Source organism: Rhodopseudomonas sp. G2_2311 (assembly GCF_047501505.1).
GTDB lineage: Bacteria > Pseudomonadota > Alphaproteobacteria > Rhizobiales > Xanthobacteraceae > Rhodopseudomonas > Rhodopseudomonas palustris_H.
In genome coordinates this window covers 15,967-39,254 of sequence record NZ_JAZDRK010000022.1, presented here as the reverse complement: position 1 = coordinate 39,254, position 23,288 = coordinate 15,967, and the positions used below count along the sequence as shown (strand labels likewise).

The following is a 23,288-nucleotide window of genomic DNA, read 5'->3' as shown; positions in this document are numbered from 1 at the left end:
ACGATGGCCGTGCTCGGCCGATATTTCGATCGTTCGGATTGCGCCCGCTCGCCGGCGCTGCAGATGCGTGCCGTGTTGCGGGCGCGGCTCGGCGCCGCGGCGATGCTGCTGGTCTGCGTGCTTGCGGGGCCGGCGCTGGCCGGCGGCGACCGCGAACTCGGCGAATATCTGTCGAGCGAATGCGTCACCTGCCATCAGATCAGCGGCCGGTTCGACGGTATCCCGTCGATCGTCGGTCGCGACGAGCCGGAGCTGATCGCCGCGCTCACCGAATATCGCGACAAGGTCCGCGACAATCCGGTGATGCGGGCGATCGCCGCCAAGTTCAACGACGAAGAGATCGCGGCGCTCGCGAGCTACTTCGGCAGCATCGAAAAACAACAAATCGAGCGCACCGCGGACCGGAGTGGAGACATCCGGTAGTCGATCAACATAATTGGAGGGGACGAGATGAGGATCAATCGGCGCCAGTTTTCGGCTGGCTTATTGGCGGCCGCGGGTGCGGTCGGAATGCCCGGCGTGCTGCGTGCACAGGCCAAGCCGCGCGTAGTGGTGATCGGCGGCGGGCCGGGCGGTGCCACCGTGGCGAAATATGTGGCGCGGGACTCGCATGGCGCGGTCGAGGTCACGATGATCGAACCGCTGGAGACGTTCGTCACCTGCTTCCACTCCAACCTCTATCTCGGCGACATGCGTTCGTTCGAGTCGATCAGTCATGGCTACAAGCTCGGCAGCTACGGCGTGAAGCATGTCCGGCAGTTCGCGGCGGCGATCGATCGCGACAAGAAGGAGGTTAGGCTCGCCGACGGCTCTGTCGTGTCCTACGATCGGCTGGTAATGGCACCCGGCATCGATATCAAGTTCGACTCGGTGCCCGGCTATTCGGAAGCCGCTGCCGAAATCATGCCGCACGGTTGGAAGCCCGGCGCGCAGACCAAGCTGGTCAAGCAGCAGCTCGACGCGCTGCGGGATGGCGCGACCATCGTGATGGTGGCGCCGCCGAATCCGTATCGCTGCCCGCCGGGTCCGTATGAGCGCGTCTCGGTGATGGCCAAGGTGCTGAAGGCCAAGGGCCATACCAAGTCCAAGATCATCGTGCTCGATCCGAAGGACAAATTCTCCAAGATGGCGCTGTTCCAGGAAGGCTGGCAGAAGCACTATCCGGGCATGGTCGAGTGGATGGACCCGAAGATGCACGGCGGCATCAAGGGCGTCGATCCGGCCGCGATGACGGTGACCACCGATTTCGAGACCATCAAGGCCGACATGGTCAACGTTATTCCGGCGCAGATGGCGGGCAAGATCGCGCGCGAGGCAAATCTCGTCAACGAAACCGGCTATTGCCCGATCGACGCCACCAACATGAAGTCGGCGATCGATCCCAACATCTATGTGCTGGGCGACGCGTCGATCGCCGGTGCGATGCCGAAGTCGGCGTTCTCGGCCAACAGTCAAGCCAAGGTGGTTGCCAATGCGGTGCGCGGCGAGCTGACAGGATCGCGCACCTTCCCGGCGCGTTATGCCAACACCTGCTGGTCGGTGCTGGCCCAGGACGATACGGTGAAGATCGGCGGTCGCTATGAGCCGAAGGACGGCAAGATCGCCGAGATCGAAGGGTTTGTGTCGAAGACTGGCGAAGACGCCGGCATTCGGCTGCAGACCTCCGAAGAGAACATGGGATGGTATGCCGGCATCACCGCCGACATCTTCTCCTGACGTCACTGCGGGTCGGCGCCTTGGCGCGTCGGCCCGCGCTTGAATTTGCGGAGCTACGACGTGTCCAAGCCGAACCTGATCAGCCGCCGCGGCGTGATCCGCGCCGCCGCGGCGGCAACGGCGATGTTCGCCTGTCCGGTGATTGCCAAAGCCAAGCCGCGCGTGGTCGTGGTCGGCGGCGGGGCGGGCGGCGCGACGGCGGCGAAATATCTGCGTCACGGCAATGATGCGATCGACGTCACGCTGATCGAAGCCAATCGCCGCTACGTGACGCCGTTCACCTCGAATCTGTATCTCGGCGGCCTGAAGCCGTTCGACACCCTGTCGTTCGGCTACGAAGGCGTCGCCGCGCATGGCGTCGGCCTAGTGTTCGACCAGGTCTCGGCGATCGATCGCGACAACAAGGAAGTCCGCACCGCCAGCGGCGCGCGGCTCGGCTACGACCGTCTGGTGCTGTCGCCGGGGATCGACTTCCGCTGGGATGCGGTCCCCGGCTATTCCGAAGCCGCTGCCGAGCGGATGCCGCACGGCTATCGCGGCGGCGCGCAGTTTCAATTGCTGAAGAGCCAGCTTGATGCGCTCGGCGATGGCGCGCTGATTGTGATCATCGCGCCGCCGAATCCGTATCGCTGTCCGCCGGCGCCGTACGAACGCGCCTCGATGATGGCGCACGCGCTGAAGAGCCGCGGCGTCAAGAACGCCCGCATCGTGATCCTCGACGCCAAGGATCACTTCGCGATGCAGACCTTGTTCATCGACGGCTGGGAGCGGCACTACTCCGGCATGATCGAGTGGCAGGATCCAACCATCCACGGCGGCATCAAGGCGGTCGATCCGAAGGCGATGACCGTGACCACCGATTTCGAGACCCACAAAGCGGCGCTGGTCAATGTCATCCCGCCGCAGATCGCCGGCAAGCTCGGCCGCGACGCCGGGCTCGCCGATGCCAGCGGATTCTGCCCGGTGGATGCCGGCACCATGGCATCGTTGATCGATCCGTCGATCCATGTGATCGGCGATTCTGCGACCGGCGGCGAGTTTCCCAAGTCCGGCTTCGCCGCCAACAACGAGGGCAAGACCGCCGCGATGATCATCCGCGCCGATCTGATCGGCGACCGCCGGATGCCGGTGCGCTTCACCAACCATTGCTGGAGCGACATCGCGCCCGACGACGCGATCAAGAATGGCGCGCGCTATACGCCGCAGGACGGCAAGATCGTGATGTCCGACCCTTATACCTCGCAGCTCGACGAGAGCCCGCAGCTCCGCGCCAAACAGGCGCGTGAAGCGGCCGGCTGGTATATCGGCATGACCACCGATATATTCGGTTGATCGAATGTACGCCGACGAGTTGCAATGACTGGTTCCGAGGGCACCCGCCCGAACAGACTGCCGTGGCCGCCGATGCTGCTGGCGATCGCGGCCGTGATCGCGATCGGGCTCGGCATGGTGCTGCCGCTGCCGTTGCCGCGCAGCGACCTCGTGGTGTGGGCCGGCTATCTTGTCGCCGCACTCGGTTTTGCCATCGACGGCTGGGCGATCCTGACGATGCGGGCTGCCCGCACCAACATCCTGCCGCACCGCGCCGCCGACCGGTTGGTGACCTGGGGCCCATTCCGCTTCAGCCGCAACCCGATCTATCTCGCCAACACGCTACTGTTGATCGGCATAGGGCTTGCGGCCGGTAATGGCTGGTTCGTGCCGCTCGCTTTGTTGATGGCGGTTCTGGTGGACCGGCTGGCAATTCGCCGCGAGGAGCGCCATCTCGCGATTCGTTTCGGCAATGCCTGGATCGACTACGCGGCGGCGACGCCGCGCTGGCTGATCCGCTGAGCCATGTCCCACAGGAGACTGCCATGACCACGTTGAAGCAGATGATGGAAGCCGCCAACGCCGCGGTGCCGCGGGTGAGCGTCGACGACGCACGCCATCTGATCGAGCAGGGCGCGCTGGTGATCGACGTCCGCGATGCGCCGGAAGTCGGCAACACCGGCAAGGTCGCCGGTGCCGTCAACATCTCGCGCGGCATGCTGGAATTCCGCTCCGATCCGGATTCGCCGTTCCACGACAAGCACCTCGCCAAGGATCGCCCGGTGATCGTGTACTGCGCCTCCGGCGGCCGCTCGGCGCTGGCCGGCAAGGTGCTGAAGGATCTCGGCTACGAAAAGGTGTTCAACCTCGGCGCCTTCAAGGACTGGGCTGAAGCCGGCGGCGCCGTCGAACAGCCGATCGAACGCGGCATGTAATCTCCGCGACCAAGCAATCCAGCGGTGCGAGACGCTGGATTGCTTCGCTTCGCTCACTACGATGAACTAACGTTCTCGCCTCTCACCGCTTTTTCGCTTTTGCAGTCTTCGCGGACTTCGTCTTTGCTTTCGAAGCCGCAGACTTCGTCGTCTTGGACTTCGCGCTCGACGCCTTGGCAGTCTTTGCTGGCGAAGTCTTTGATGGCGAAGTCTTTGACGTCGAGGTTTTGGACTTCGTCGTTTTGGCTTTCGACGTCTTGGCCTTGGAAGCTCCAGATTTGCTGGCGGCCGACTTCGCCGCGGTCTTGGCTGCTGTCTTCGCGCCGGACGTTGCTCCCGCCTTCACGGCGGTCTTGCTCTTGTTCGGCGAGGGCTTGGCCAGCGGTTTGGTGAATTCGGCGAGGCCGGCGCGCGCCGCGGCCTTCGTCACTGTGGCCTTGACCGGACCGCTCACCAGCCGCCGCACCGCGCGCTTGGCCGCGACCTTGGTAATCTCCACCGCGCCGTCCACCACCATGTCGATCAGATTGTCGACCAGCGGCAGGCGTTTCTCGGCGGATTTGCGCGGCCCCGCCGCGGCTTTGTCCCGGTTCGGCGCCTGATCGCGCCCGTCGTCGTTCACGCTCTCGTTCACGCTGCTGTCTCCCGCGCTTGGCTCGGCTGAGGAACGTTTCAGTCCACCTGTCCTTGACCTTCTTTGCGAAGGTGTCGGCAGATGACGGGTGAGGACCTGAATTGGTTCCAGATCGCGGTGCGCGTGCTGTTCCTCGCGGCGATGTTTTCCTACGCGGCGGTGATTAGCGTTCGGCTGCTCGGCCGGCTCGGCGGCATCTTCCGCCGCGGTCCGCGCGTGGTGCGTTTGGGGAAGTATCGAGAACTGGGGCGCCGGCGCTGAGCTGCCGGCTGCGCTACTTGGTCAGAAACTTCCACGCTACGACGATCGCGCACAGGGCGGCGAAGATTAGCAGCGCGGGGATCGGGCGACGGGCGCCGCCGGATGGTGCGGGACGGGCGCCGCGATCGGCCATCCGCGTCACCTTCGGCTTCTGCGGCTTCTTGAAGCGGACGACGTTGTCGACCACTGCCTCGCCGCGGTCGGCCGGCGGCGGCGAGCGCGGCTCGGGCTCCGGGGCTTCGCCGGTGCCGCCCATGTCGCTGTAATAGGCCTGATAGGTCTCGCGCACTGCGATCGTCTTGGACTCGATCTCGCTCATCCGGTCGAGCCGCTCGCGATAGCCGTTCAGCACCTTCTGGGCATTGTCGGGCAGGGTATCGAAGCTGCCGAGCTTGGCCATCATCAGCCAGGTCGCGAAATCAGCTTCGGCCCGGGTTCGGGCTCTGCGGGCGATGGTGGTGCTGGACTTCGAGGCCATGGCGATCCGGGTTGAGCGTCCTCGCTTTGAGTCGCCGAGCTTCGTGGCGATCGTGGGACAGCTCTTGATAGCCGAAACGGTTGTCCACGTCAGGTGGTTCATCGTTGCCGCGAATTCCCCGGAGCGGGCTGGCGAACCGCCGGTATGATCGCTACATTGGCAGGGCGAAGCTGCGGGACGCGTCAGGAGCCATATATCCCCGGGGCCTTATCGATCCTTTCGGGAACTGTCCCTGGCCGGGTCCGTGGACCCGGTCATATGGTGCCCACCTACTTTCGTAGGGAACTCCGGGATCGAGTGCTTCAACGGTCACCGCGGCCTCGCACTTTAACCATCTTGTCCGGCGGCAAGCCGGACTGACGGTCGCCCGAGCTTCATCCCTGCGCCGCGGCCGCCTATAACCCGCCGATGTCTGATCTTTCCGCCGCTCCCAGCGATGCCAAGACCGCGCTGCGCGCCGCCGCTTTGGCGCGCCGGTCGGCATTGAGCGAGGACGACCGCAGCGCCGCAGCCGCGGCGATCGCTGCGCGCGGGCTGCCGGTGCCGCTGCCGGACGGAGCGATTGTCGCAGGCTATGCGCCGATCCGCGGCGAACTCGATCCGTTTCCGTTGATGCACGCGCTCGCCGCCCGCGGGGCCCGGCTGGCGCTGCCGGTGGTGACGCGGCAGGGCACGCCCCTGGTGTTCAGGGCTTGGCGCGACGGCGATGCGTTGCCGCGCAGCGCGCTCGGAATTCGTGAGCCGTCCCCGGATGCGCCGGAGGTGACGCCCGACATCGTCCTGGTGCCGCTCGCCGCATTCGACGAGAGCGGCCATCGCATCGGCTACGGCGCCGGTCACTACGACTGCACGCTGGACTATTTGCGCGCGCGCGGTTCGGTGGTGGCAATCGGCTTGGCGTTCGCAATGCAGCAAATCCCCACCGTTCCGGCCGCCGCCCACGACGTGGTGCTGGATTATGTGCTAACGGAGCAAGGCCTGCTCACTTTCCGGAGTCGATAGTTTGCGCATTCTGTTCATCGGCGACGTGGTCGGAAAATCCGGCCGCACCGCAATCGCCGAGCATCTGCCTGGCCTGATCCGCGACTGGCAGCTCGATTGCACCATCGTCAATGGCGAGAATGCCGCCGGCGGTTTTGGTATCACCGAGGCGATCTACAACGATTTCATCGATGCCGGCGCCGACGCGGTGACGCTCGGCAACCACGCCTGGAATCAGAAAGAAGCGCTGGTGTTCATCGAGCGCGCGCCGCGCCTGGTCCGCCCGATCAACTTTCCGCGCCACACGCCGGGCCGCGGCGCCGCGCTGGTCGATACCCGCAGCGGTGCGCGGGTACTGGTGATCAACGCGATGGGCCGCGTGTTCATGGAGCCGCTGAACGATCCGTTCGCCGCGATCGCGCGCGAACTCGAAGCCTGTCCGCTGCGCGATGCCGCCGATGCCATCGTGGTCGATTTCCACGGCGAGGCGTCGAGCGAAAAGCAGGGCATGGGCCATTTCTGCGACGGCCGCGTCAGCCTCGTGGTCGGCACCCATACGCATGTGCCGACCGCCGATCATCAGATCCTGCCGAACGGCACCGGCTACATGACCGACGCCGGCATGACCGGCGACTATGATTCCGTGATCGGCATGCACAAGGACGAGCCGGTGCATCGCTTCCTCACCGGGATTCCGCAGGGCCGGTTCGAACCGGCCAACGGCGACGCCACGCTGAGCGGCGTCGCGGTCGAAACCGACAACGCCACCGGCCTCGCCATCAAGATCGCCCCGGTCCGCATCGGCGGAAGGTTGGAGCCCGCCAAGCCGGCGTTCTGGACGGCGAACTAACAACCTCTCCATCGTCATGCCGGGGCGCTCACGTAGTGAGCGAACCCGAAATCTCTACTCTACCTCTCCGTCGTCATTCCGGATTGCGCGCAACGCGCGCAAGTCCGGAATCCATACTCCCGGGACTCGCCATAAGGCACCGCGCGTCAGGCGCCGTTCTTCACCGCAAGCGCGGTGATGATGGATTCCGGGCTCGCCGCTGCGCGGCGCCCCGGAATGACGAACGAGAGGTCATTTGTCCTAGAGCTCAAGGGGGGCAGAGCGGACTACTCGACCCGCTGCGCTCCGAATTGCAGCACCGCATCCACCATCCGGTCGACATCCGCAAACGTCGTGCGGTGGTTGACGATTGCGGCGCGGATCGCCAAAGCGCCGTCGACCGTGGTCGAGGATGGCGCGGCGATTCCCGACTCGTGCAGGTCGGCGACGATCTCGGCGTTGAGCGAGTCCATCACGTTCGGTGCGGCGCGATAGCGGAAGCAGACGATGTTCAGCGTCACCGGCGCCAGCATCTCGAGCTGCGGCTCACGTTCGACGCGGGCTTCGAGATAGCGCGCCACCTTGCAGGTCTTGGCGATCATCGCGCCCATCCGGTCGGCGCCGAAGGTCTTCAGCGTGAACCATGTCTTCAACGCGCGGAAGCCACGCGACAGGTCGGGGCCGTAGTCGCACGGCCACGGCGAGCCGCCGGCGAGGCCGCGGGTCTCGCGCCGCAAGTAAGCGGCCGGCGCCGCAAACGTGTCCCGGTGCTGCTCGCCATCGCGCACGATCAGGAAGCCGGCGTCATAGTTGACCTGGCCCCATTTGTGGAAATCGAGCGCGACCGAATCCGCCTCCGACAGTCCCTTCAGCTTCGGCGCGATCTCGTCGGACAGCATGCCGAGCGAACCGTAGGCGCCGTCGACGTGAAACCACAGCCCTTCGTCGCGGCATAGGTCTGCAAGCGCTGCGAGATCGTCGATCGCCCCGACATCGACGGTGCCGGCCGAGCCGGTCACCAGGAACGGCTGACAGCCGGCGGCGCGATCCTGCGCGATCCGCCGCTTCAGCGCATCCAGATCGATGCGATGATCCTTGCCGAATGGAATCCGCCGCAGCGCGCCGCGGCCGAGTCCGGCCAGATCGGCGGCCTGCACCACGCAGCCGTGCGCCGCCGCGGACGCGTAGGCGGTGAGCCGTTCGCCCGGCAGCCCGCCCTCGCGCACTTGGGGGCCGACGGCTGCGGTGCGCGCGACCAGCAGCGCCATGAAGTTCGCCATCGACGAGCCGGTGACGAACACGCCGCTGGCGGTTTGCGGAAAGCCGAACAATTCGCGCAGCCAGCGCACGATCTGGCGTTCGACCTCGATGCCGATGTGGTCGCGGCCGCCGCAATTGGCGTTGAGCCCGGCTGCCAGCATTTCGGCCAGCATCCCGACCGCAGTGCCGCCGCCATGCACCCAGCCCATGAAGCCGGGGTGGACGTTGCCGGTGGCGTAAGGCGCGATCTCGTCGGTGAAGCGGCGATAGACTTCGGGCAGCGGCGTGCCCTGCCGCGGCAACGGCTCGGCAAAGCCGGCACGCACTGCGGGCGGAATCGGCTGCCACACCGGACGGTCACGCACGCCCGCGATGTAGTCGAGCATGTCGTCGAGCATGCGATGCGCATCGGCGCGCAGCGCGTCCCAATTGTCAGGATCGAGGCTCGTTGCGCCGGCCTTCGCGCCGGCGCGGTCCGCGTCGCTCACGCCACGCTCGTCAGACGCGACGCCACGCGGCGCTCCAGCATCGACGCGAAGGCGTCGAAGATCTTGTGCATCTGCGGCGGCTTGTAGGGATAGAGCTCCGGGCTGTCCATGTCGTGGACCACCGCGGTGTTGTCGATTTCGAAGACCAGCAGATCGCCGCGCGGGGTCTGGGCGCAGTCGATGGTGAAATAATCGAGCCCGATCCGCTCGATCATGCCGTCGAGCGCGGTCTTGTGGCGCAGCGCGAAGCCGAAATCGAAGGTGTGGAAGAACGCAGCTTCCTCGAGGCGCTTGACCTCGTCCTCGGCCATCCCGGCGTTGAGGTACCAGATGTCCCAGCGGTCGGCGATTGCCATGTGGCAGGCATACGGTTTGCCGTCCACCACCACGACGCGATATTTGCGGAACTGGCCGTCGTCGCTGGCGTAATCGACGTAGCGGGCGATGAAGTAATCGCTCTCCTGGCGATCGCGCAGATAGTCGAGCAGCGCGACGCTGTCGGTGATGCGGGCGAGGCCGAAGCCGGCATGCGAGCCGCGCGGCCGGACGATGATCGGGAAATCGACCCCGCCGGTCATCTCCGGCAGCATCGCCGAGCCGTTGGCGGCGGCGACCAGCGTATCGCGTCCGACCGAGATGGTGTCGGGGATCTCCAGCCCTTCGATGTCGCCGATCAGCCGGTACAGCTTGTCGCGGTCGAGATGGCGGATCAGATGCGGCGGGTTGAGCAGCGGCGCCGGCCAGTCGGCGACGCGCGCTTCGATCGCCGCGAGCGCGCTCATGCATTCGTCGGAGTCGGAGGCGATCACTATCGCGACGTCGTGCGCCGGCAGCGGATCAGGCAGCGGCACGCCGTCGACCACATACAGCGTCTGCAGTTCGATGCCGGAATCCTGCAGCAGGAATTCGATCGGGGTGTTGCCGCCCATGTCGATGTCGGCGGCCAGCGCCAGCACGCGCAGCCGCGGATTGTCGCTGGCGCAGGGCGAGCGGAACAGCTGCTGCTGCTTCAGCGTCTCGGTCTGCACCGACAGGCCGGCCTGCTTGTGGCCGAACAATTGCGTGATCAGCGCGAGATCGAGCTGCTCGCCGGGGGTCGCGGTGCCGGCGTCGGTCTTGCTCATCAGCTCCTGCCACAGCGGATACAGATTCTCGCCGTCGAAGGCGCGCTTGGTCAGGCGGGCGAAGCCGATCCGATCGGCGGCGACAAGCTGGGAGGGGTTAGTGGACATGATGTTCCTTGGCGGCGTTGTCGGTGGAAACAGAGGGCTGGCGCAGCAGCGCTTCGAGCGTGGCCATCGCGGCTGCGGCATCCGCGACGATGCGGCCCTGCGCGCCGGGATCGGCGTGAATGTCGATGATGTGGCGGGCGCTGATACACAGCCGCAGCGCCGCCACGGCGTCGTCATGGCGGCCGCCCCAGCCGACCGGCTGGCCGAGCAGGCACGCGGCGTGGCCCGAGGTGCCTTCGGCGAGGGCGCGATGCAGCGCGCGGCAATCGGCCAGCGAGAGCGGATGCCCGTCGCTATGCAGCGTGAAAGCGAAGATCGTCGGCCGGGCGAATTCGTCGCCGCGCCCGGCGGGGGATTGCGGCGGCAGCAGCCGCGCCGACGGCGAGGCGACAATCAGTTTGGCGAAGTCCTCGCCGAGCTGGCGCACGACATCGCGGCGCAGCTTTGCGGGCACCGCCGCGTAGGCGCGGATCTCTTCGAGCGCAGCTTCCCAGCGCAGCCATTGGCCGAAATTCGGCTCGGCCGGAAATTGCGCGCGCAACGCCTGCCAGCGCTGCGGCCAGTCGCTGCGGCCGAGATAGTCGGCAAGTCCCGGCGCCAGCCGCGGCTGCGCGCCGAGGGGTTGGCCGAGCTGCGGCGGCAGCAGCACCGCGCCGCTGAATGCGGGACCGGCGAAGTACTTCGATCCGGTCAGCAGCACGATGAAGCCGCGGTCGAGTAGCGCCGCGATCCGGCGGTTGCCGAGCCGGGCCTGACAGGCGTCGATCACGATCTGCACCCGGCCGGGCCAGCGTGTGGCGATCTCGGCGAGGCAGCGGTCGCTCGGCCCGGTGTGGCCGAGCTTGGAGCAGTCCATCGCTTCGAGCATCACCCGCGCGCCTTGCGCCACTGCGGATTCGACGATGTCGAGCGTCTCGGCGTCCAGCATCGAGGGCGAGCGGATGCGGCCGTCGGTGTCGCGCAATCGCAGTCCGATGCTGCGCACCGGTCCGAGTCCGGCGATCGGTGCACCGCGCGTGGCGACAACCCCATTGGCGCTGCGGGCACCGAAATGCAGGCCGCGGGCTGTGAAGGCGGTGCCGGTGCCGGTCTGATCGGAGGCCGCGATCACGCTGACGAGGTCGTCGCCGAGCAGGGCGCGGGTGATCGCCAGCGCCACCAACTGCGCGTCGGTGCCGGAGGAGGTGAACACGATCTCGGTGGCGGTGTGATCGAGCCCGAGCAGCGCTTTCAATTCGCCGCGCATCGCTTCGACGCGGTCATCGAAGCATTCGATCAGGCCATGCAGCATCGCCGATGACATCAGCGCGTCGCGGGCGCGGCTGGCGGCTTCGTAGCCGCGCAGCGAGATCGTGCTGGCGGTGCAGGACGAGAAACTGGGAATCGCCGGCGCCGGCGACAGGCTGCAGCCATAGGCGTTGCGGCGGGTCGCGGGATCGAGGTCGATCCGGGCGTCGCCGCCGCAGGCGAGCAGCTGGTCCAGCGGAGCGAACAGCTCGCGCAGCGGTGATTGCGGCCGCAGGGCCGGATTGATCGCCGGACGGCTGTCCGCCGGGCGGATGAGACTTCCGGGATGAGCCATTGTTCGCTTACCTCGCCCGGCGCTGATCCGTCGCGCCGAGAGGCGGCGACGGTGGAACCTCACCAATCTGTAAACGGGCTTGGTTAATGCCGGCTTTACCAAGACCTCGTGCGGTTACGGGTAGGGGCAGGCGGGCCGGCTTAATGACCCCGAAATGCAAACGGCCGGCGCCTTGGGGGCGCCGGCCGCAGTAATGGGATCGGAGACGGTCAGGCCGCGCGGACCGAGTCCAGGAAGTTCGAGACTTCGACCTTGAGCCGCGTGGAGTCGCCGGACAGCGACTTCGCCGCCGCAAGCACCTGGGACGAGGCCGCGCCGGTCTCGGTGGCGCCGCGCTGCACATCGGCGATGTTCGACGACACCTGCTGGGTGCCGAGCGAAGCCTGCTGAACGTTGCGGGAGATCTCCTGGGTCGCCGCGCCTTGCTCCTCGACCGCAGCGGCGATCGTCGACGAGATCTCCGACATCTTGGCGATGGTCTCGCCGATCTCCTTGATGGCCGCCACCGACTGGTCGGTCGCCGCCTGGATGCCGTTGATCTGCAGCGTGATCTCGCCGGTGGCCTTGGCGGTCTGCTCGGCCAGCGCCTTGACCTCGCTGGCAACCACCGCGAAGCCGCGGCCGGCTTCACCGGCGCGCGCCGCCTCGATCGTGGCGTTCAGCGCCAACAGGTTGGTCTGACCCGCAATGGTGCTGATCAGTTCGACCACGTCGCCGATCCGGGACGCCGCCTTGGCGAGCTCTTCGACCCGGCCGTTGGTCTGGCGCGCCTGGTCGACCGCCTCGTGGGCGATCCGGGCGGATTCCTGGACCTGGCGGCTGATCTCGTTGACCGAGGACGACATCTCTTCGGTCGCCGACGCCACCGACTGCACGTTGGTCGAGGCTTCTTCGGAGGCCGCGGCCACGGCGGTCGCGAGTTCCTGCGATTGTTCGGCGGTGCGGGTCAGCGTGGTGGCCGAGGCTTCGAGTTCGTCCGAGGCCGCCGAGACGGTCTCGACGATCTCGCCGATGGCGCGCTCGAACGCTTCGGCGACCTGATTGGCGTGGGCCCGGCGTTCAGCCTCGGCGCGCGCTTCCATCTCCTGCCGCTCGCCTTCAAGACGTCGGCGTTCCTGCGCGTTGACCTTGAACACCTCGACGGCTTCCGCCATCTCGCCGATTTCGTCGTGGCGGCCGATGCCCGGCACCTCGATGTCGATGCGGCCGCCGGCCAGATCCTTCATCGCGCCCGTCATCGCCAGGATCGGCTTGGTGATCCGCCGCGCGATGAACACCGACACCGCAATGGTGATCAGCAGCACCAAGATCGCCGCGATCAGCGAGCGCTGCATCGCGCTCCAGGTCTGGGCGTCGAGGTCGTCGATATAGACGCCGGTGCCGATCACCCAGGCCCACGGCTCGAAGCCGGCCACAAAGGTCAATTTGGGCTGCGGCTTATCCGAACCGGGCTTGGGCCAGACGTAGTCGACAAAGCCGCTGCCGCTGCGGCGAACCGTGTTGACCATCTCGGCGAACAGCATCTTGCCGTTCGGGTCCTTGGCATTGGATTGATCCTGCCCGATCAACTGCTTGGCGATCGGGTGCATGAGCATTTTGCTCTGCATGTCGGTGATGAAGAAGTACTCGTTGCCGCCGTAGCGCAGCTTGGCGATCCGCGCCTGGGCGCGCTTCTGCGCCTCGTCGGTGCTGATTTCACCGCGCTGTGCGGCGTCGTATTCGTCCTTGACGAAGCTGATCGCCAGCTCGGCGAGGTGTTTGAGCTCGATCTGTTTCTGCTGCTGCAGGCTGGTCGCTAATTCGCGCGAGTCCAGCAAGGTGAGGCCGAGAAGGCCGATAAAACCGAGACCGATCAGCAAGTAGATGCGTCGGCCGATCGTCAAGTGCAGTCGAGACAGCATTAATCGTGCTCCAAAATAACAATGCGGCCGGCCTCGCAGCTGGTCCGTGCGCAGCATAATTTCCGATGGGTGCTCACAGGCCGGCTCGCGCCCTGTGTCTTGCCTCGCGTCTCACTCGGGATCGCATCGACATCGCGATGCTGATCGGTCCGGACTCGTCGGGCGCGCGCACGCAACGCCCAGCGGATGCGGATGAGGAGACCTCCTGTGTCACCCAAGGGTATCAGCAGGTCTGGCCGTTGCGACGAATAGGTAGCAGGGCCAGTATTTCCACAAACCATGCGATCCAAACATTATCGTTTTAGTAAAGACGGGTCTCAACTAATAAGAGTGCTACTCAACTTCAGCTTGAGAATGGTTCGGAATTCTACACATGGATACCGTGATTGAGCATTCCGTACTCCGGTATTCTACGAAGTGATACCTTTAGTCGCAGACTCGTCGCCGCCCTCGCGAAGGAAATCCGCCTTGGTCCCGTATTCCCGACATCGGCCCGGCTCGCCGGGTCTGGCTCCAACCAGGGAAGGATGTCGTGATGCGCAAACCGATCAGGACTGCGGCGCTCGCCGTCTCTGCAACACTGGCCTTCGCCGGCTCGGCCGCGATCGCGGCGCCGCTGGCGCCCGTGAGCCCCTCGGCGGCGGTTGCCGCCGCAACCGCGCTGCCGATCGAAACCGTGGCCTGCGTCCGGGGCGGCTGGCGCGGCGTCGGGGTGTACCCCGGCTGCGGCTATTATCGCCGGCCGTACTACCGGCCCGCACCTTATTATGTGGTGCGGCCGTATGCAGTGGCGCCGGTTTACGGCGCGCCGGTGGTGGTCGCGGGCGCGCCCGTGGTGCCGGTGCCGCGGCAATGCTGGATCGCCGGCGCCTGGCGGCCGTGCTGACCGCGTGTCGGCTGTCATCATCAAGCTCGACCGCGCGGCGCCGGTTCAGGCCGGCGGGCTGCGACCGTTGAGCATCGAACACGATAGCGACGAGGTGCTGATGCTGGCGGTTGCAGAGCGCCGACAGCAGGCCTTTCGCGTGCTGATGGCGCGGCACATGCCCCGCGCCATCCGGCTCGCGCAGCGCATCGTCCGCGATCCCGCCGAAGCCGACGATATCGGCCAGGAGGCGTTTCTGCGGGTCTGGAATAAGGCGTCGTCGTTCGATCCGAAGATCGCGCGGTTCTCGACCTGGCTGTACCGGATCGTGCTGAACCTCAGCTTCGATCGCACCCGCAAGCCGCGGCATGCGCCGATCGAGGACGCCGCCGAGGTGGCGTCGGCCGACCCGGCGCCGGTCGAAACGCTTATCGCCGCGCAGCAGCAGCGGCTGTTGGAGGCGGCGCTGGCCGATCTGCCGGAGCGGCAGCGCGGCGCGATCGCGCTGTTTCACATGGAAGGGCTGTCCGGCGAAGAGGCCGCCCGCGCGATGAATCTCAGCGCGAAGGCGTTCGAGTCGCTGCTCGGACGGGCGCGGCTGACACTCAAGAAAGCAGTCGAGAAACGACAGGACGACAGGAGGCGGGCATGACGCTCGATCAATTCAGGCAGTTGGCCGACACCTGGGGCGGCGACATCGAACGCTGGCCGGCGGAGGCGCGGAGCGCCGCGCGGGTGGTCGCGGCCACCGAACCGGGCGCGGCGGTGTTGCGCGAAGCGAGCGCGTTCGACGCGCTGCTGGCGATGCCGCCGGAGGTGATGCCGGCTCGGGCAGGGCGGGTCGCGCTGGGGGTGCTGCAACGGATCGGCGCCGGCGAAGCGCGCGAGCCTTGGTATCGCCGGCTGCTGCAGCCCACCTCGCTGCTGCCGGCCGGCAGCCTTGCCTGCTCGGCGCTGGTCGGCCTGTGGCTCGCCGGCACGCTGCCCTATCACCATTCGCAGGAGGCGATCGCGGCGATGGATGCGGTGTTCGATTCCTCCGCCGTGACGCTGTGGAGTCCACAATGACGATCTCGCTCGGTCGCTTCACCCCGGAGCGCTGGCTGCTGCTGGCCTCGCTGTGTATCAACGTCGCGCTCGGCGCCTATATCGGCGCCCAGTGGCTGCGGCCGCAATGGACGCCCCCGCATGCCGGCATGCCGATGCGGCTGATCGAGCGCGTCGCCTCGCGCCTGCCGCCGGCTGATGCCGACATCCTGTGGCGCAACTTCAACGCCAAGCAAGTGACGCTGCAGCCGCTGCAGCGCGACTATGTGGCGGCGCTGCGCACCACCTTGAATCTCGCCGCGCAGCCCGAGCTCGACAAGCCGGCGCTCCGCGCTGCGGTCGAGAACGCGCGCGACAAGCGCAGCAAGGTCGGCGACGCGATGATCGACACCTTCGTCGAGACGCTGGAGCAGATTTCTCCGGAAGGACGCCGGCAACTCGCCGGCCGGCTGTTTCGCTGAACTGGCGCGCGAAGGATCGGACGGGCTCGAAGGTATCAATTACATCCGCCTCGACGGCGTCCACTTCGAACCCAAGGATTCGCCATTGTGCAACGAATGAACACTTCGAATCGGTCCGATCGTCCCGCGCCGCTGTTTCGTGCGCCCGACGTGCTGGTGCGCGCGACGCTCGCCGCGGCCTGCGTGGTTGCGGGCCTGATGCTGACCCTGCAGATGGCGAGCGCGCAAGATCGCGGTGCGGCGCGCGAAGCCTGCAAGGCGGACTATCAGAAGCTCTGCAACGGGGTGTCGCCCGGCGGCGGCCGCATCAAGAAGTGCCTGAACGACAATTTCAGCGCGCTGTCCGATCCGTGCAAGCAGGCGCTCGGCGGCGCCGACAAGTAAGCGGCGCGGGTCTCGGCCTCTGCTGAATTCAGTCCATTGCGGGCGTCGGTGCGGATTGCGCCGGCGCCTGATTATTTCTTGGCTTTCGCCTTGGCAGGCTGCTTGGCGGCCGGCTCGGCCTTCGGGGTCGGCGCGTTCTCGACCGCGGTGTTGATGTCCTCGGTGAGCTTGGCGATCCGCGCCGCGTTACTGCCGAGGTCGCTTTCGAAATAGCGCGACGACGACCGGATATCGATCCGGGTGTCCTCGCCGTCCGGCCGCAGCCGGATCACCACGTCTTCGGGCAGGCTCAGGATGGTGGTGCGGGCCACCGCCTCGATATGGCCTTCACGCTTCGGCAGCTGCGGCGGGCGCTCGTCGACCACCCGCCATTTCCGCCGATTCACCAGCTGCAGCACGATGTCATAGGCGCGCTGCACCGGCATCTCGACCTGAAGCGTCTCGATGTTCGGATAGGCGGCGCGCTGCCGCTCGGCGGAGTACAGGCCGGCATAGACCGCGGTGTTGACGTCGTCGCCGACGCGCAGCCGCGCCAGGGTCTCGAACTGCGGCGGATCGATCGAATCGGTGGTGATGTCGTGGATCGCCGGAAGGCTGCGGTACTGCCAGCCGAGATAGGCCGGGTAGGCGAGGATCAGCGCGTCGAGCAGCAGCGCCAGCAGAATCCGCGGGATGCCGCGCGAGCCGTTCTGCCAGATCGCCGCGAAGCCGGCGAGCGCCAGCAGGATCGACACCCCGGCGAGCGCTAGCGCGCCGAACCAGGTCGCCATCGCCGGGCGCATTTCGAGAAAGCCGAATCGCACCACACCGATCGACACCAGCGTCGCCACCGCGGAGAACACCGCGAGATTGCGCGCCCAGGTGGCGAGTCCGGAGACAGGCTCCTTCAGATACGGAGCGGAAAATCTGCGCGCCATCGCGTGAGGACTGCCGGGTTGATCGCGGCAGACATCGCGCCGCAGGAGCCTCCGTTGAGACCACGGGCGGCAGCCGAATTCAAGGCCGGAGAGGGAACCGCTTGTCTGACGGGCGCGCAGGGCGGCCGTTCTGTAGGAGAGTTAGAGGGCGATCGGGACCCAAGGACGAGAATCGCCTCGTCCGCCGTGAAGGTAAGTAGTTGTCGCGAACGCAGCGCGCTCCCTCTCCCCGCTCTTGGCGGGGAGAGGGGTGGGGTGAGGGGCTGGGCACGGCCTCAAAGACGCTGGCGCGCTCAGCCAGCTTCGTCCTGCTGGCCGTGATCCCGGAGCGCGCCCGCGATCACGTCCAGCACGCCCTCAGCATTGCCAAGCACTTCGTTGTTCCAGAACCGCAGCACGCGGTAGCCCTTTTCGCGGAGGAATCGGTCGCGAACGGCGTCGCGGGATGAGCCCGCATGCTGGCCACCATCGACCTCGACGATCAGCATCCGCTCGCGGCAGACAAAGTCGCAGATGTAGCAGCCGATCGGCATCTGCCGGACGAATTTGCGTCCGTCGATCTGGCGATTGCGCAAGCGATGCCACAACGCGCTCTCAGCGTCGGTCTGATTGCCGCGCAGCCGCCGTGCAAATCCGATGGTCTTTCGGCTGGGCCCACGCATTGCCATGCCCCTCACCCGGATCGCATCTCACGATGCGATCCGACCTCTCCCCGCCAAGAGCGGGGAGAGGTTAGGGCGCGGCGGACGAGTAGTCACTCTGTTAGTGGGGAAGGTAAGTAATTGCTCCGACCCCAACCCTCTCCCGCTTGCGGGAGAGGGTTGGGGTGAGGGCGACCCGGGCAGTGAGCCTGCGCCCTGACCGAGTGCCTACGCTGCTGCCCCAGGCAGCGTGTAGGTCTTGAACTGATCGCGCAGCGCGGTTTTCAGGATCTTGCCGGTCGCCGTATGCGGGATGGCGTCGACGAAGACGATGTCGTCGGGCATCCACCATTTGGCGATCTTGCCGTCCATGTACTGCAGGATCTCGTCGCGGGTGCAGGTGACGTCTGGCTTGAGCTGGCAGATCAGCAGCGGGCGTTCGTCCCATTTCGGGTGATACACGCCGATCACCGCCGCTTCCGCCACCTTGGGATGGCCGACCGCGAGGTTTTCGAGGTCGATCGAGGAGATCCACTCGCCGCCGGACTTGATCACGTCCTTGGAGCGGTCGGTGATCCGCATATAGCCGTCCTTGTCGATGGTCGCGACGTCGCCGGTGTCGAAGAAGCCGGCGTCGTCGAGGATCTCCTTGTCGACGCGGTAATACGCCTTGGCGATCGCCGGGCCCGAGACTTTCAGCCGGCCGAAGGTCTTGCCGTCCCACGGCTGATCCTTGCCGGCGTCGTCGGTGATCTTCATCTGCACGCCGAACGGCGGGTAGCCCTGGGTCGCCAGCACGTCGAGCCGGGCGTCGCCGGTGGTCTGGTCGAACGGCGGCTTCAGCGTGGCGAGCGTGCCGAGCGGGCTCATCTCGGTCATGCCCCAGGCGTGGCGCGCCTCGGCGCCCATGTCGACGAACGCCTTGATCATCGAGCGCGGCATCGCCGAGCCGCCGCACACCACCATCTTCAGATGCGGCAGCGTCAGCTTTTCCTTCTGCATATATTGCAGCAGCATCAGCCACACGGTCGGCACGCCGGCGGTGTGGGTGACCTTCTCGGTCGACAGCAGCTCATAAACCGACGCGCCGTCGAGCTTGGCGCCGGGCATCACCAGCTTGGTGCCCATCGACGGAGCCGAGAACGCGATGCCCCAGCTATTGGCGTGGAACAGCGGAACCACCGGCAGCATGGTGTCGGCGGCGCGGGTGCCGAGCGCGTCCGGGTTGTTGGCCATCAGCGCGTGCAGCACGTTGGAACGGTGCGAATACAGCACGCCCTTCGGATCGCCGGTGGTGCCCGAGGTGTAGCACATCGCCGCCGCGGTGTTCTCGTCGAAGGTCTTCCATTCGAAGTCGCCGTCGGCTTCCTTCAGCCACTCTTCATACGCGACCGCGTTCTTCAGCGTGGTCTGCGGCATGTGCTCGGCGTCGGTGAGCACCACGAAGCGCTCCACGCTCGGAATCTGGTCGGCGATCTTCTCCAGCACCGGCACGAAGGTGAGATCGGTGATCATCACCCGGTCCTGGGCGTGGTTCACGATCCACGCGATCTGGTCCGGAAAAAGCCGCGGATTGACCGTATGGCAAATCGCGCCGATTCCCATAATGCCGTACCAGCATTCCAAATGCCGGGCGGTGTTCCAGGCGATCGTCGCGACGCGGTCGCCGAGCTTGATGCCGGCGCGATCCAGCATCTGGCTGACTTTCAGTGCCCGCTGATGGATCTGCGCATAGGTGGTGCGGACGATCGGACCCTCGACCGAGCGGGTGACCACCTCCTGGTTGCCGTGGATCCGGGCCGCGTGCTCGATGATCCGATGACACAGCAAAGGCCAGTCTTGCATCAGTCCAAGCATCCGAATTTTCCTCCTGTTCGTTATCCCCTTGGGATTGGTGCTGACTTTAGCGCTTACCCGCTTTGCGGAAAACGGTCTTGTTTTCAGGCGCTCCGCGGCAAAGCGCCATTCTGGGGGCTGATGATCGCGCTGGTTGCAGGCGGCACCTCGGCCGCCGGCGCGCGAGAACACGTGCCGCTGCCGAAGTCGCGTCCGGCCGAAGCGCCGCAGATCAATGCACGCGAGGCCGAGCCCGGCGAGGACGAGCCAGCGCCCGCCGAAGCCGCTGCGCCGGACAGCGCGCCCGCCGCCAGAGCCGACGCGGCGCCGGCTGCCAAGCCGCCGTCCGAATGCCGGCTGGCGCTGACCGAGCAGATCGCGATCGCGCCGAGCATTCCGGATATCACCGGGCCGGGCGCCTGCGGCGGGCCGGATCTGGTGCGGCTCGAAGCGGTGGTGCTGTCGGACGGCCGCCGCGTGTCGGTGTCGCCGGCTGCGACCCTGCGCTGCGGGATGGCGCGGGCGATCGCCGATTGGGTGCGCGCCGACATCGCGCCGCTGGGCGCCTCGCTCGGCAGCCGCGTCGCCGATCTCGACAATTTCGATTCTTATGAGTGCCGCGGTCGCAACCGGGTGCGCGGTGCCAAGCTCAGCGAGCATGGCCGCGCCAACGCGCTCGACGTCCGCGGCATCAAGCTGGCCGACGGGCGGATGATTTCGCTGACCGACCGCGACGCCCCGCGCGCCCCCCGCGAAGCGGTGATGCAGTCGGTGTGCGCGCGTTTCACCACCGTGCTCGGCCCGGGCTCGGACGGCTATCACGAGGACCACATCCACCTCGATCTCGCCGAGCGTCGCGGCGGTTACCGGATGTGCCAATGGGCCCTGTACGAGGGGCTGCCGAATATTGCCCCGGTGATGCCGCTGCCGCGGCCGGCCGAAGCGCCGCCGCGCGAAGTCGCCGCCGACGAGGAGCGCGCGCCGCAGCAAGCTGCTCCGTCACAGCCCGAGGCTGCCGAGCAGGTCCCGGGCGAAGAGGCCGAACGCGAGCAGGCCGAGGCCCCGCCGCCTCCGCCGCCGAAGCCGACCAAGCGCGCCAAGGCCAAAGCTGCCGCCGCGAAGCCGGCCGCGAGCAAGCCGATCGATCTCAAGCCACAAGCGGCGCCGCCCGCAAAGCCGGCGGCGCGCAGCAAGCCCGCGCCGGCACGCCCACCGGCCTGATCTTTCCCCGCGGCGAGGCTGACCTCTCCCCGCTCGCGGGGAGAGGTCGACGGGGTGAGCGAAGCGAAGCCGGTCGGCTGAGGGGGCGTTTCCGCCAGCCGAGACTCAGTGCTTGCGTCCGCCCCTCTCCCCGCGAAGAGCGGGCGAGGGAGCGCTCAGCGACTGCGCAGCCACCGCGGATAACATGCGGCCCACCGCTGGGCCGAGCCCCACCATCACCTCACCGCCAATAAAAAAAGCGCCGGCAACCCGGCGCTTTTTCAAACTCTGGCGGGAAGGCCGCGGCGCGATTACTGGGTCGCGGTGCCGCTGCCGCCCTGCAGGGCCATCTTCGAGTTCATCGGCGAGTCGCCCTGCTTCGGGTCGAGCACAACGACGATCGTGCCCATCTTCACCCGGTTGTACAGGTCGATCACGTCCTCGTTGGTCATGCGGATGCAGCCCGACGAGATCGAGGCGCCGATATATTCCGGCTGGTTGGTGCCGTGGATCCGGAACAGGGTGTCCTTGTTGCCCTGGTAAAGATACAGCGCGCGGGCGCCGAGCGGGTTGTCGATGCCGCCGGGCACCGAAGCCGGCAGGCCTTCGATCCGCTTGTGGATGTCGGCGGTCGGGGTCCACTTCGGCCATTCGGCCATGTTGCCGACCCGGGCGATGCCGGAGAACGCCAGCGCCTCTTCGCCCACGGTCACGCCGTAGCGGAGCGCCTTGCCGTTATCGAGCACGTAATACAGAAAGTGGTTGTCCGAATCGACAACGATGGTACCGGGGGCTTCCTTGCGATGATAATCGACGATCGCGCGACGGAACGGTTCCGGCACCGACACCTTGGCATAGCGCGCCTTGGCGAGCTGGGCCTTGTCATTGGGTTTCAGGTTGGCTTCCGGGGCGGCCTGATAGGTCGTCTGCATGCAACCCGACAGCAGCAAGCCGGCAAGCGCCAGCAGTCCCAGCTTCGTTCCGTTCAAGGCCATTATCAATTCCAATCACGATCAGGCGCGCCACCGCACGCCGGGAGACACCGCGAAACTCCACGATTCTTCTTGTTAGTATCTCGCAAACACGCTGGTTTGCCAGCATTTCGGCGAGCCGTTCGTAACGTGGCCGCAGCGTTGTTGCATTTCTGCCGCATAGAATCCGGCCGCCGATTAATTTTCGAGCAACGGGTGCGGTGTTCGGCGGTGCATTGTCATGCCGCTGCCACGCCCTGGCCACAAAATGCGTCGGCTGTCCCGCCGCGCTGTGTCACACTTGCCGCCGGCGGCCGCGGTCCCCGGCCGCGCCCCCTCTGACCAATCCTGTCCCAGCCTGGAGTTGCCATGCTTGCTTTCTTCGCCCCCGCCGAAGCCACCCTGAAGCGCGCCACTGCGGAGGATCTCGCGGCGCTGCCTGAGGACACGGTGTGGGTGGACCTCGATCGGCCGACGGCCGACGAGGACAAGGCGGTGGAGCGGCTGGCACGGATCGAGGTTCCGACCCGCGAAGACATGCAGGAGATCGAGATCTCCAGCCGTCTCTATATCGAGAACGGTGCCCGCTACATGACCGCCAGCTTGATGTGCGGCGCCGACACCACCTCGCCGCGGCTTTCGCCGGTGACTTTCATTCTGGCCGGCCGCCGGCTGGTGACGGTGCGCTATGACGAGCCGCGCCCGTTCGCGGTGGTCGAAAGCCGGCTGGCACGGGCGCCCGGCTCGGGCAGCAGCGGCGAAAGCGTGCTGTTCGAACTGCTCGACGCGGTGATCGACCGCTGCGCCGACATCCTGGAGCGCGCCGGTGCCGACGTCGACGACGTCAGCCGCCAGATTTTCGAGCCGGAGGGGGCCGCCCGCACCGGCCACCCCAAGCGCTATTCCGACATCCTGATCGCAATCGGCCGCAAGGGCGACTTGGTGTCGAAGGTCCGCGAAAGCCTGGTCTCGATCGGCCGGGTGGTGGCGTTCCTTTCGGTCGAGGGCGACGGCGTCAAGCGCACCAAGGAACTGCGCACCCAGCTCAAGACCATGCAGCGCGACGTGCTGTCGCTGACCGACCACGCCAGCTACCTGTCGAACAAGATCACCTTCACGCTCGATGCGATGCTCGGCGTCGTCAATCTCGAGCAGAACAACATCATCAAGTTGTTCTCGGTGATGGCCGTCGTGCTGATGCCGCCGACCCTGATCGCCTCGATCTACGGCATGAACTTCAAGATCATGCCCGAACTCGAATGGCAGCACGGGTACACCATGGCACTCGGCATGATGCTGCTGGCAGCAGTGCTGCCGTACATGTTCTTCAAGTGGAAAAAGTGGTTGTGATGAAGTTG

Annotated in this window: 25 protein-coding genes and 1 other RNA gene; 17 read left to right on the top strand and 9 right to left on the bottom strand. The window is 66.5% G+C overall.

The genetic code is table 11. The features are described 5' to 3' along the window. Positions 1-3: 3 nt before the first annotated feature. The 7 genes from VRZ08_RS21605 to VRZ08_RS21575 all read left to right on the top strand — a co-directional run bounded on the left by VRZ08_RS21605 (position 4) and on the right by VRZ08_RS21575 (position 4,857). Positions 4-423, top strand: coding sequence for a c-type cytochrome (locus tag VRZ08_RS21605; RefSeq protein WP_414533853.1), 420 nt, complete (start codon positions 4-6; stop codon positions 421-423). A gap of 27 nt (positions 424-450) precedes the next feature. Beyond that, positions 451-1,716 (top strand): FCSD flavin-binding domain-containing protein, encoded by a 1,266-nt coding sequence (locus tag VRZ08_RS21600; protein WP_414533852.1) that lies wholly within the window; start codon positions 451-453, stop codon positions 1,714-1,716. 39 nt (positions 1,717-1,755) lie between these two features. Beyond that, complete coding sequence (locus VRZ08_RS21595; protein ID WP_408018787.1) at positions 1,756-3,048, top strand: FCSD flavin-binding domain-containing protein; 1,293 nt, start codon at positions 1,756-1,758, stop codon at positions 3,046-3,048. 24 nt (positions 3,049-3,072) lie between these two features. Next, positions 3,073-3,549 carry a methyltransferase family protein gene (locus VRZ08_RS21590; RefSeq protein ID WP_414533851.1) on the top strand — a complete coding sequence of 159 codons (477 nt, stop codon included), beginning with the start codon at positions 3,073-3,075 and terminating at the stop codon, positions 3,547-3,549. Between the two features lie 23 nt (positions 3,550-3,572). Continuing rightward, the gene (locus tag VRZ08_RS21585; protein ID WP_414533850.1) at positions 3,573-3,962 is read left to right on the top strand and encodes a rhodanese-like domain-containing protein; all 390 of its coding nucleotides are present in this window, start codon (positions 3,573-3,575) and stop codon (positions 3,960-3,962) included. 152 nt (positions 3,963-4,114) lie between these two features. Beyond that, positions 4,115-4,564, top strand: coding sequence for a hypothetical protein (locus VRZ08_RS21580; protein WP_414533849.1), 450 nt, complete (start codon positions 4,115-4,117; stop codon positions 4,562-4,564). Positions 4,565-4,677: 113 nt separating this feature from the next. After that, positions 4,678-4,857 carry a cadmium ABC transporter ATPase gene (locus tag VRZ08_RS21575; protein ID WP_414533848.1) on the top strand — a complete coding sequence of 60 codons (180 nt, stop codon included), beginning with the start codon at positions 4,678-4,680 and terminating at the stop codon, positions 4,855-4,857. A gap of 13 nt (positions 4,858-4,870) precedes the next feature. Here VRZ08_RS21575 and VRZ08_RS21570 read toward each other — a convergent pair whose 3' ends face one another. Continuing rightward, entirely contained in the window at positions 4,871-5,335 is a 465-nt protein-coding gene (locus VRZ08_RS21570) for a hypothetical protein (protein ID WP_107346026.1), read from the bottom strand. Between the two features lie 164 nt (positions 5,336-5,499). Here VRZ08_RS21570 and ssrS point away from each other — a divergent pair. The 3 genes from ssrS to VRZ08_RS21555 all read left to right on the top strand — a co-directional run bounded on the left by ssrS (position 5,500) and on the right by VRZ08_RS21555 (position 7,166). Beyond that, positions 5,500-5,660: non-coding RNA, 6S RNA (gene ssrS, locus VRZ08_RS21565), on the top strand. Positions 5,661-5,743: 83 nt separating this feature from the next. After that, the gene (locus VRZ08_RS21560; protein WP_414533847.1) at positions 5,744-6,337 is read left to right on the top strand and encodes a 5-formyltetrahydrofolate cyclo-ligase; all 594 of its coding nucleotides are present in this window, start codon (positions 5,744-5,746) and stop codon (positions 6,335-6,337) included. Position 6,338: 1 nt separating this feature from the next. Further along, positions 6,339-7,166 carry a TIGR00282 family metallophosphoesterase gene (locus tag VRZ08_RS21555; RefSeq protein ID WP_013504318.1) on the top strand — a complete coding sequence of 276 codons (828 nt, stop codon included), beginning with the start codon at positions 6,339-6,341 and terminating at the stop codon, positions 7,164-7,166. Positions 7,167-7,432: 266 nt separating this feature from the next. Here VRZ08_RS21555 and VRZ08_RS21550 read toward each other — a convergent pair whose 3' ends face one another. The 4 genes from VRZ08_RS21550 to VRZ08_RS21535 all read right to left on the bottom strand — a co-directional run bounded on the left by VRZ08_RS21550 (position 7,433) and on the right by VRZ08_RS21535 (position 13,608). After that, complete coding sequence (locus tag VRZ08_RS21550; RefSeq protein ID WP_414533846.1) at positions 7,433-8,893, bottom strand: pyridoxal phosphate-dependent decarboxylase family protein; 1,461 nt, start codon at positions 8,891-8,893, stop codon at positions 7,433-7,435. Next, positions 8,890-10,125 (bottom strand): ATP-grasp domain-containing protein, encoded by a 1,236-nt coding sequence (locus VRZ08_RS21545; RefSeq protein ID WP_264074693.1) that lies wholly within the window; start codon positions 10,123-10,125, stop codon positions 8,890-8,892. Before VRZ08_RS21545 ends, VRZ08_RS21550 begins: the two co-directional genes overlap by 4 nt. Further along, entirely contained in the window at positions 10,115-11,707 is a 1,593-nt protein-coding gene (locus tag VRZ08_RS21540) for a hypothetical protein (protein WP_414533845.1), read from the bottom strand. The genes VRZ08_RS21545 and VRZ08_RS21540 overlap by 11 nt, the downstream gene beginning before the upstream one ends. 209 nt (positions 11,708-11,916) lie before the next feature. Next, the gene (locus VRZ08_RS21535) at positions 11,917-13,608 is read right to left on the bottom strand and encodes a methyl-accepting chemotaxis protein (protein ID WP_414533844.1); all 1,692 of its coding nucleotides are present in this window, start codon (positions 13,606-13,608) and stop codon (positions 11,917-11,919) included. Positions 13,609-14,143: 535 nt separating this feature from the next. Here VRZ08_RS21535 and VRZ08_RS21530 point away from each other — a divergent pair. From VRZ08_RS21530 to VRZ08_RS21510, 5 genes are all read left to right on the top strand, one after another. Next, the gene (locus VRZ08_RS21530; RefSeq protein ID WP_414533843.1) at positions 14,144-14,494 is read left to right on the top strand and encodes a hypothetical protein; all 351 of its coding nucleotides are present in this window, start codon (positions 14,144-14,146) and stop codon (positions 14,492-14,494) included. Positions 14,495-14,498: 4 nt separating this feature from the next. Next, positions 14,499-15,125, top strand: a complete 627-nt coding sequence (locus VRZ08_RS21525; protein WP_414533842.1) for an RNA polymerase sigma factor — start codon at positions 14,499-14,501, stop codon at positions 15,123-15,125. Continuing rightward, positions 15,122-15,541, top strand: a complete 420-nt coding sequence (locus VRZ08_RS21520) for a hypothetical protein (RefSeq protein WP_414533841.1) — start codon at positions 15,122-15,124, stop codon at positions 15,539-15,541. Before VRZ08_RS21525 ends, VRZ08_RS21520 begins: the two co-directional genes overlap by 4 nt. After that, positions 15,538-15,981 carry a periplasmic heavy metal sensor gene (locus tag VRZ08_RS21515; RefSeq protein WP_107346018.1) on the top strand — a complete coding sequence of 148 codons (444 nt, stop codon included), beginning with the start codon at positions 15,538-15,540 and terminating at the stop codon, positions 15,979-15,981. The genes VRZ08_RS21520 and VRZ08_RS21515 overlap by 4 nt, the downstream gene beginning before the upstream one ends. A gap of 96 nt (positions 15,982-16,077) precedes the next feature. After that, on the top strand, positions 16,078-16,365 hold the full coding sequence (locus VRZ08_RS21510; RefSeq protein ID WP_414533840.1) for a cysteine rich repeat-containing protein: 288 nt from the start codon (positions 16,078-16,080) through the stop codon (positions 16,363-16,365). 71 nt (positions 16,366-16,436) lie between these two features. Here the strand turns inward: VRZ08_RS21510 and VRZ08_RS21505 are convergent, their stop codons facing one another. The 3 genes from VRZ08_RS21505 to VRZ08_RS21495 all read right to left on the bottom strand — a co-directional run bounded on the left by VRZ08_RS21505 (position 16,437) and on the right by VRZ08_RS21495 (position 19,780). Further along, positions 16,437-17,282, bottom strand: a complete 846-nt coding sequence (locus VRZ08_RS21505) for a DUF1499 domain-containing protein (protein ID WP_107346016.1) — start codon at positions 17,280-17,282, stop codon at positions 16,437-16,439. A 293-nt stretch (positions 17,283-17,575) separates the two neighbouring features. Continuing rightward, positions 17,576-17,944 (bottom strand): endonuclease domain-containing protein, encoded by a 369-nt coding sequence (locus VRZ08_RS21500; protein WP_408018776.1) that lies wholly within the window; start codon positions 17,942-17,944, stop codon positions 17,576-17,578. 207 nt (positions 17,945-18,151) lie between these two features. Continuing rightward, positions 18,152-19,780, bottom strand: coding sequence for a fatty-acid--CoA ligase (locus tag VRZ08_RS21495; protein WP_414533839.1), 1,629 nt, complete (start codon positions 19,778-19,780; stop codon positions 18,152-18,154). Between the two features lie 120 nt (positions 19,781-19,900). Between VRZ08_RS21495 and VRZ08_RS21490 the strand changes: the two genes are divergently transcribed. After that, positions 19,901-20,980, top strand: coding sequence for an extensin family protein (locus VRZ08_RS21490; RefSeq protein ID WP_414533838.1), 1,080 nt, complete (start codon positions 19,901-19,903; stop codon positions 20,978-20,980). Between the two features lie 290 nt (positions 20,981-21,270). Here the strand turns inward: VRZ08_RS21490 and VRZ08_RS21485 are convergent, their stop codons facing one another. Then, a complete protein-coding gene (locus VRZ08_RS21485) occupies positions 21,271-21,954 on the bottom strand; it encodes a L,D-transpeptidase (RefSeq protein ID WP_107346013.1) in 684 nt (227 codons plus the stop codon). A 345-nt stretch (positions 21,955-22,299) separates the two neighbouring features. On the opposite strand from VRZ08_RS21485, the gene VRZ08_RS21480 reads away from it, so the two are divergent. Next, a complete protein-coding gene (locus VRZ08_RS21480; RefSeq protein ID WP_107346012.1) occupies positions 22,300-23,280 on the top strand; it encodes a magnesium transporter CorA family protein in 981 nt (326 codons plus the stop codon). Positions 23,281-23,288 lie beyond the last annotated feature (8 nt).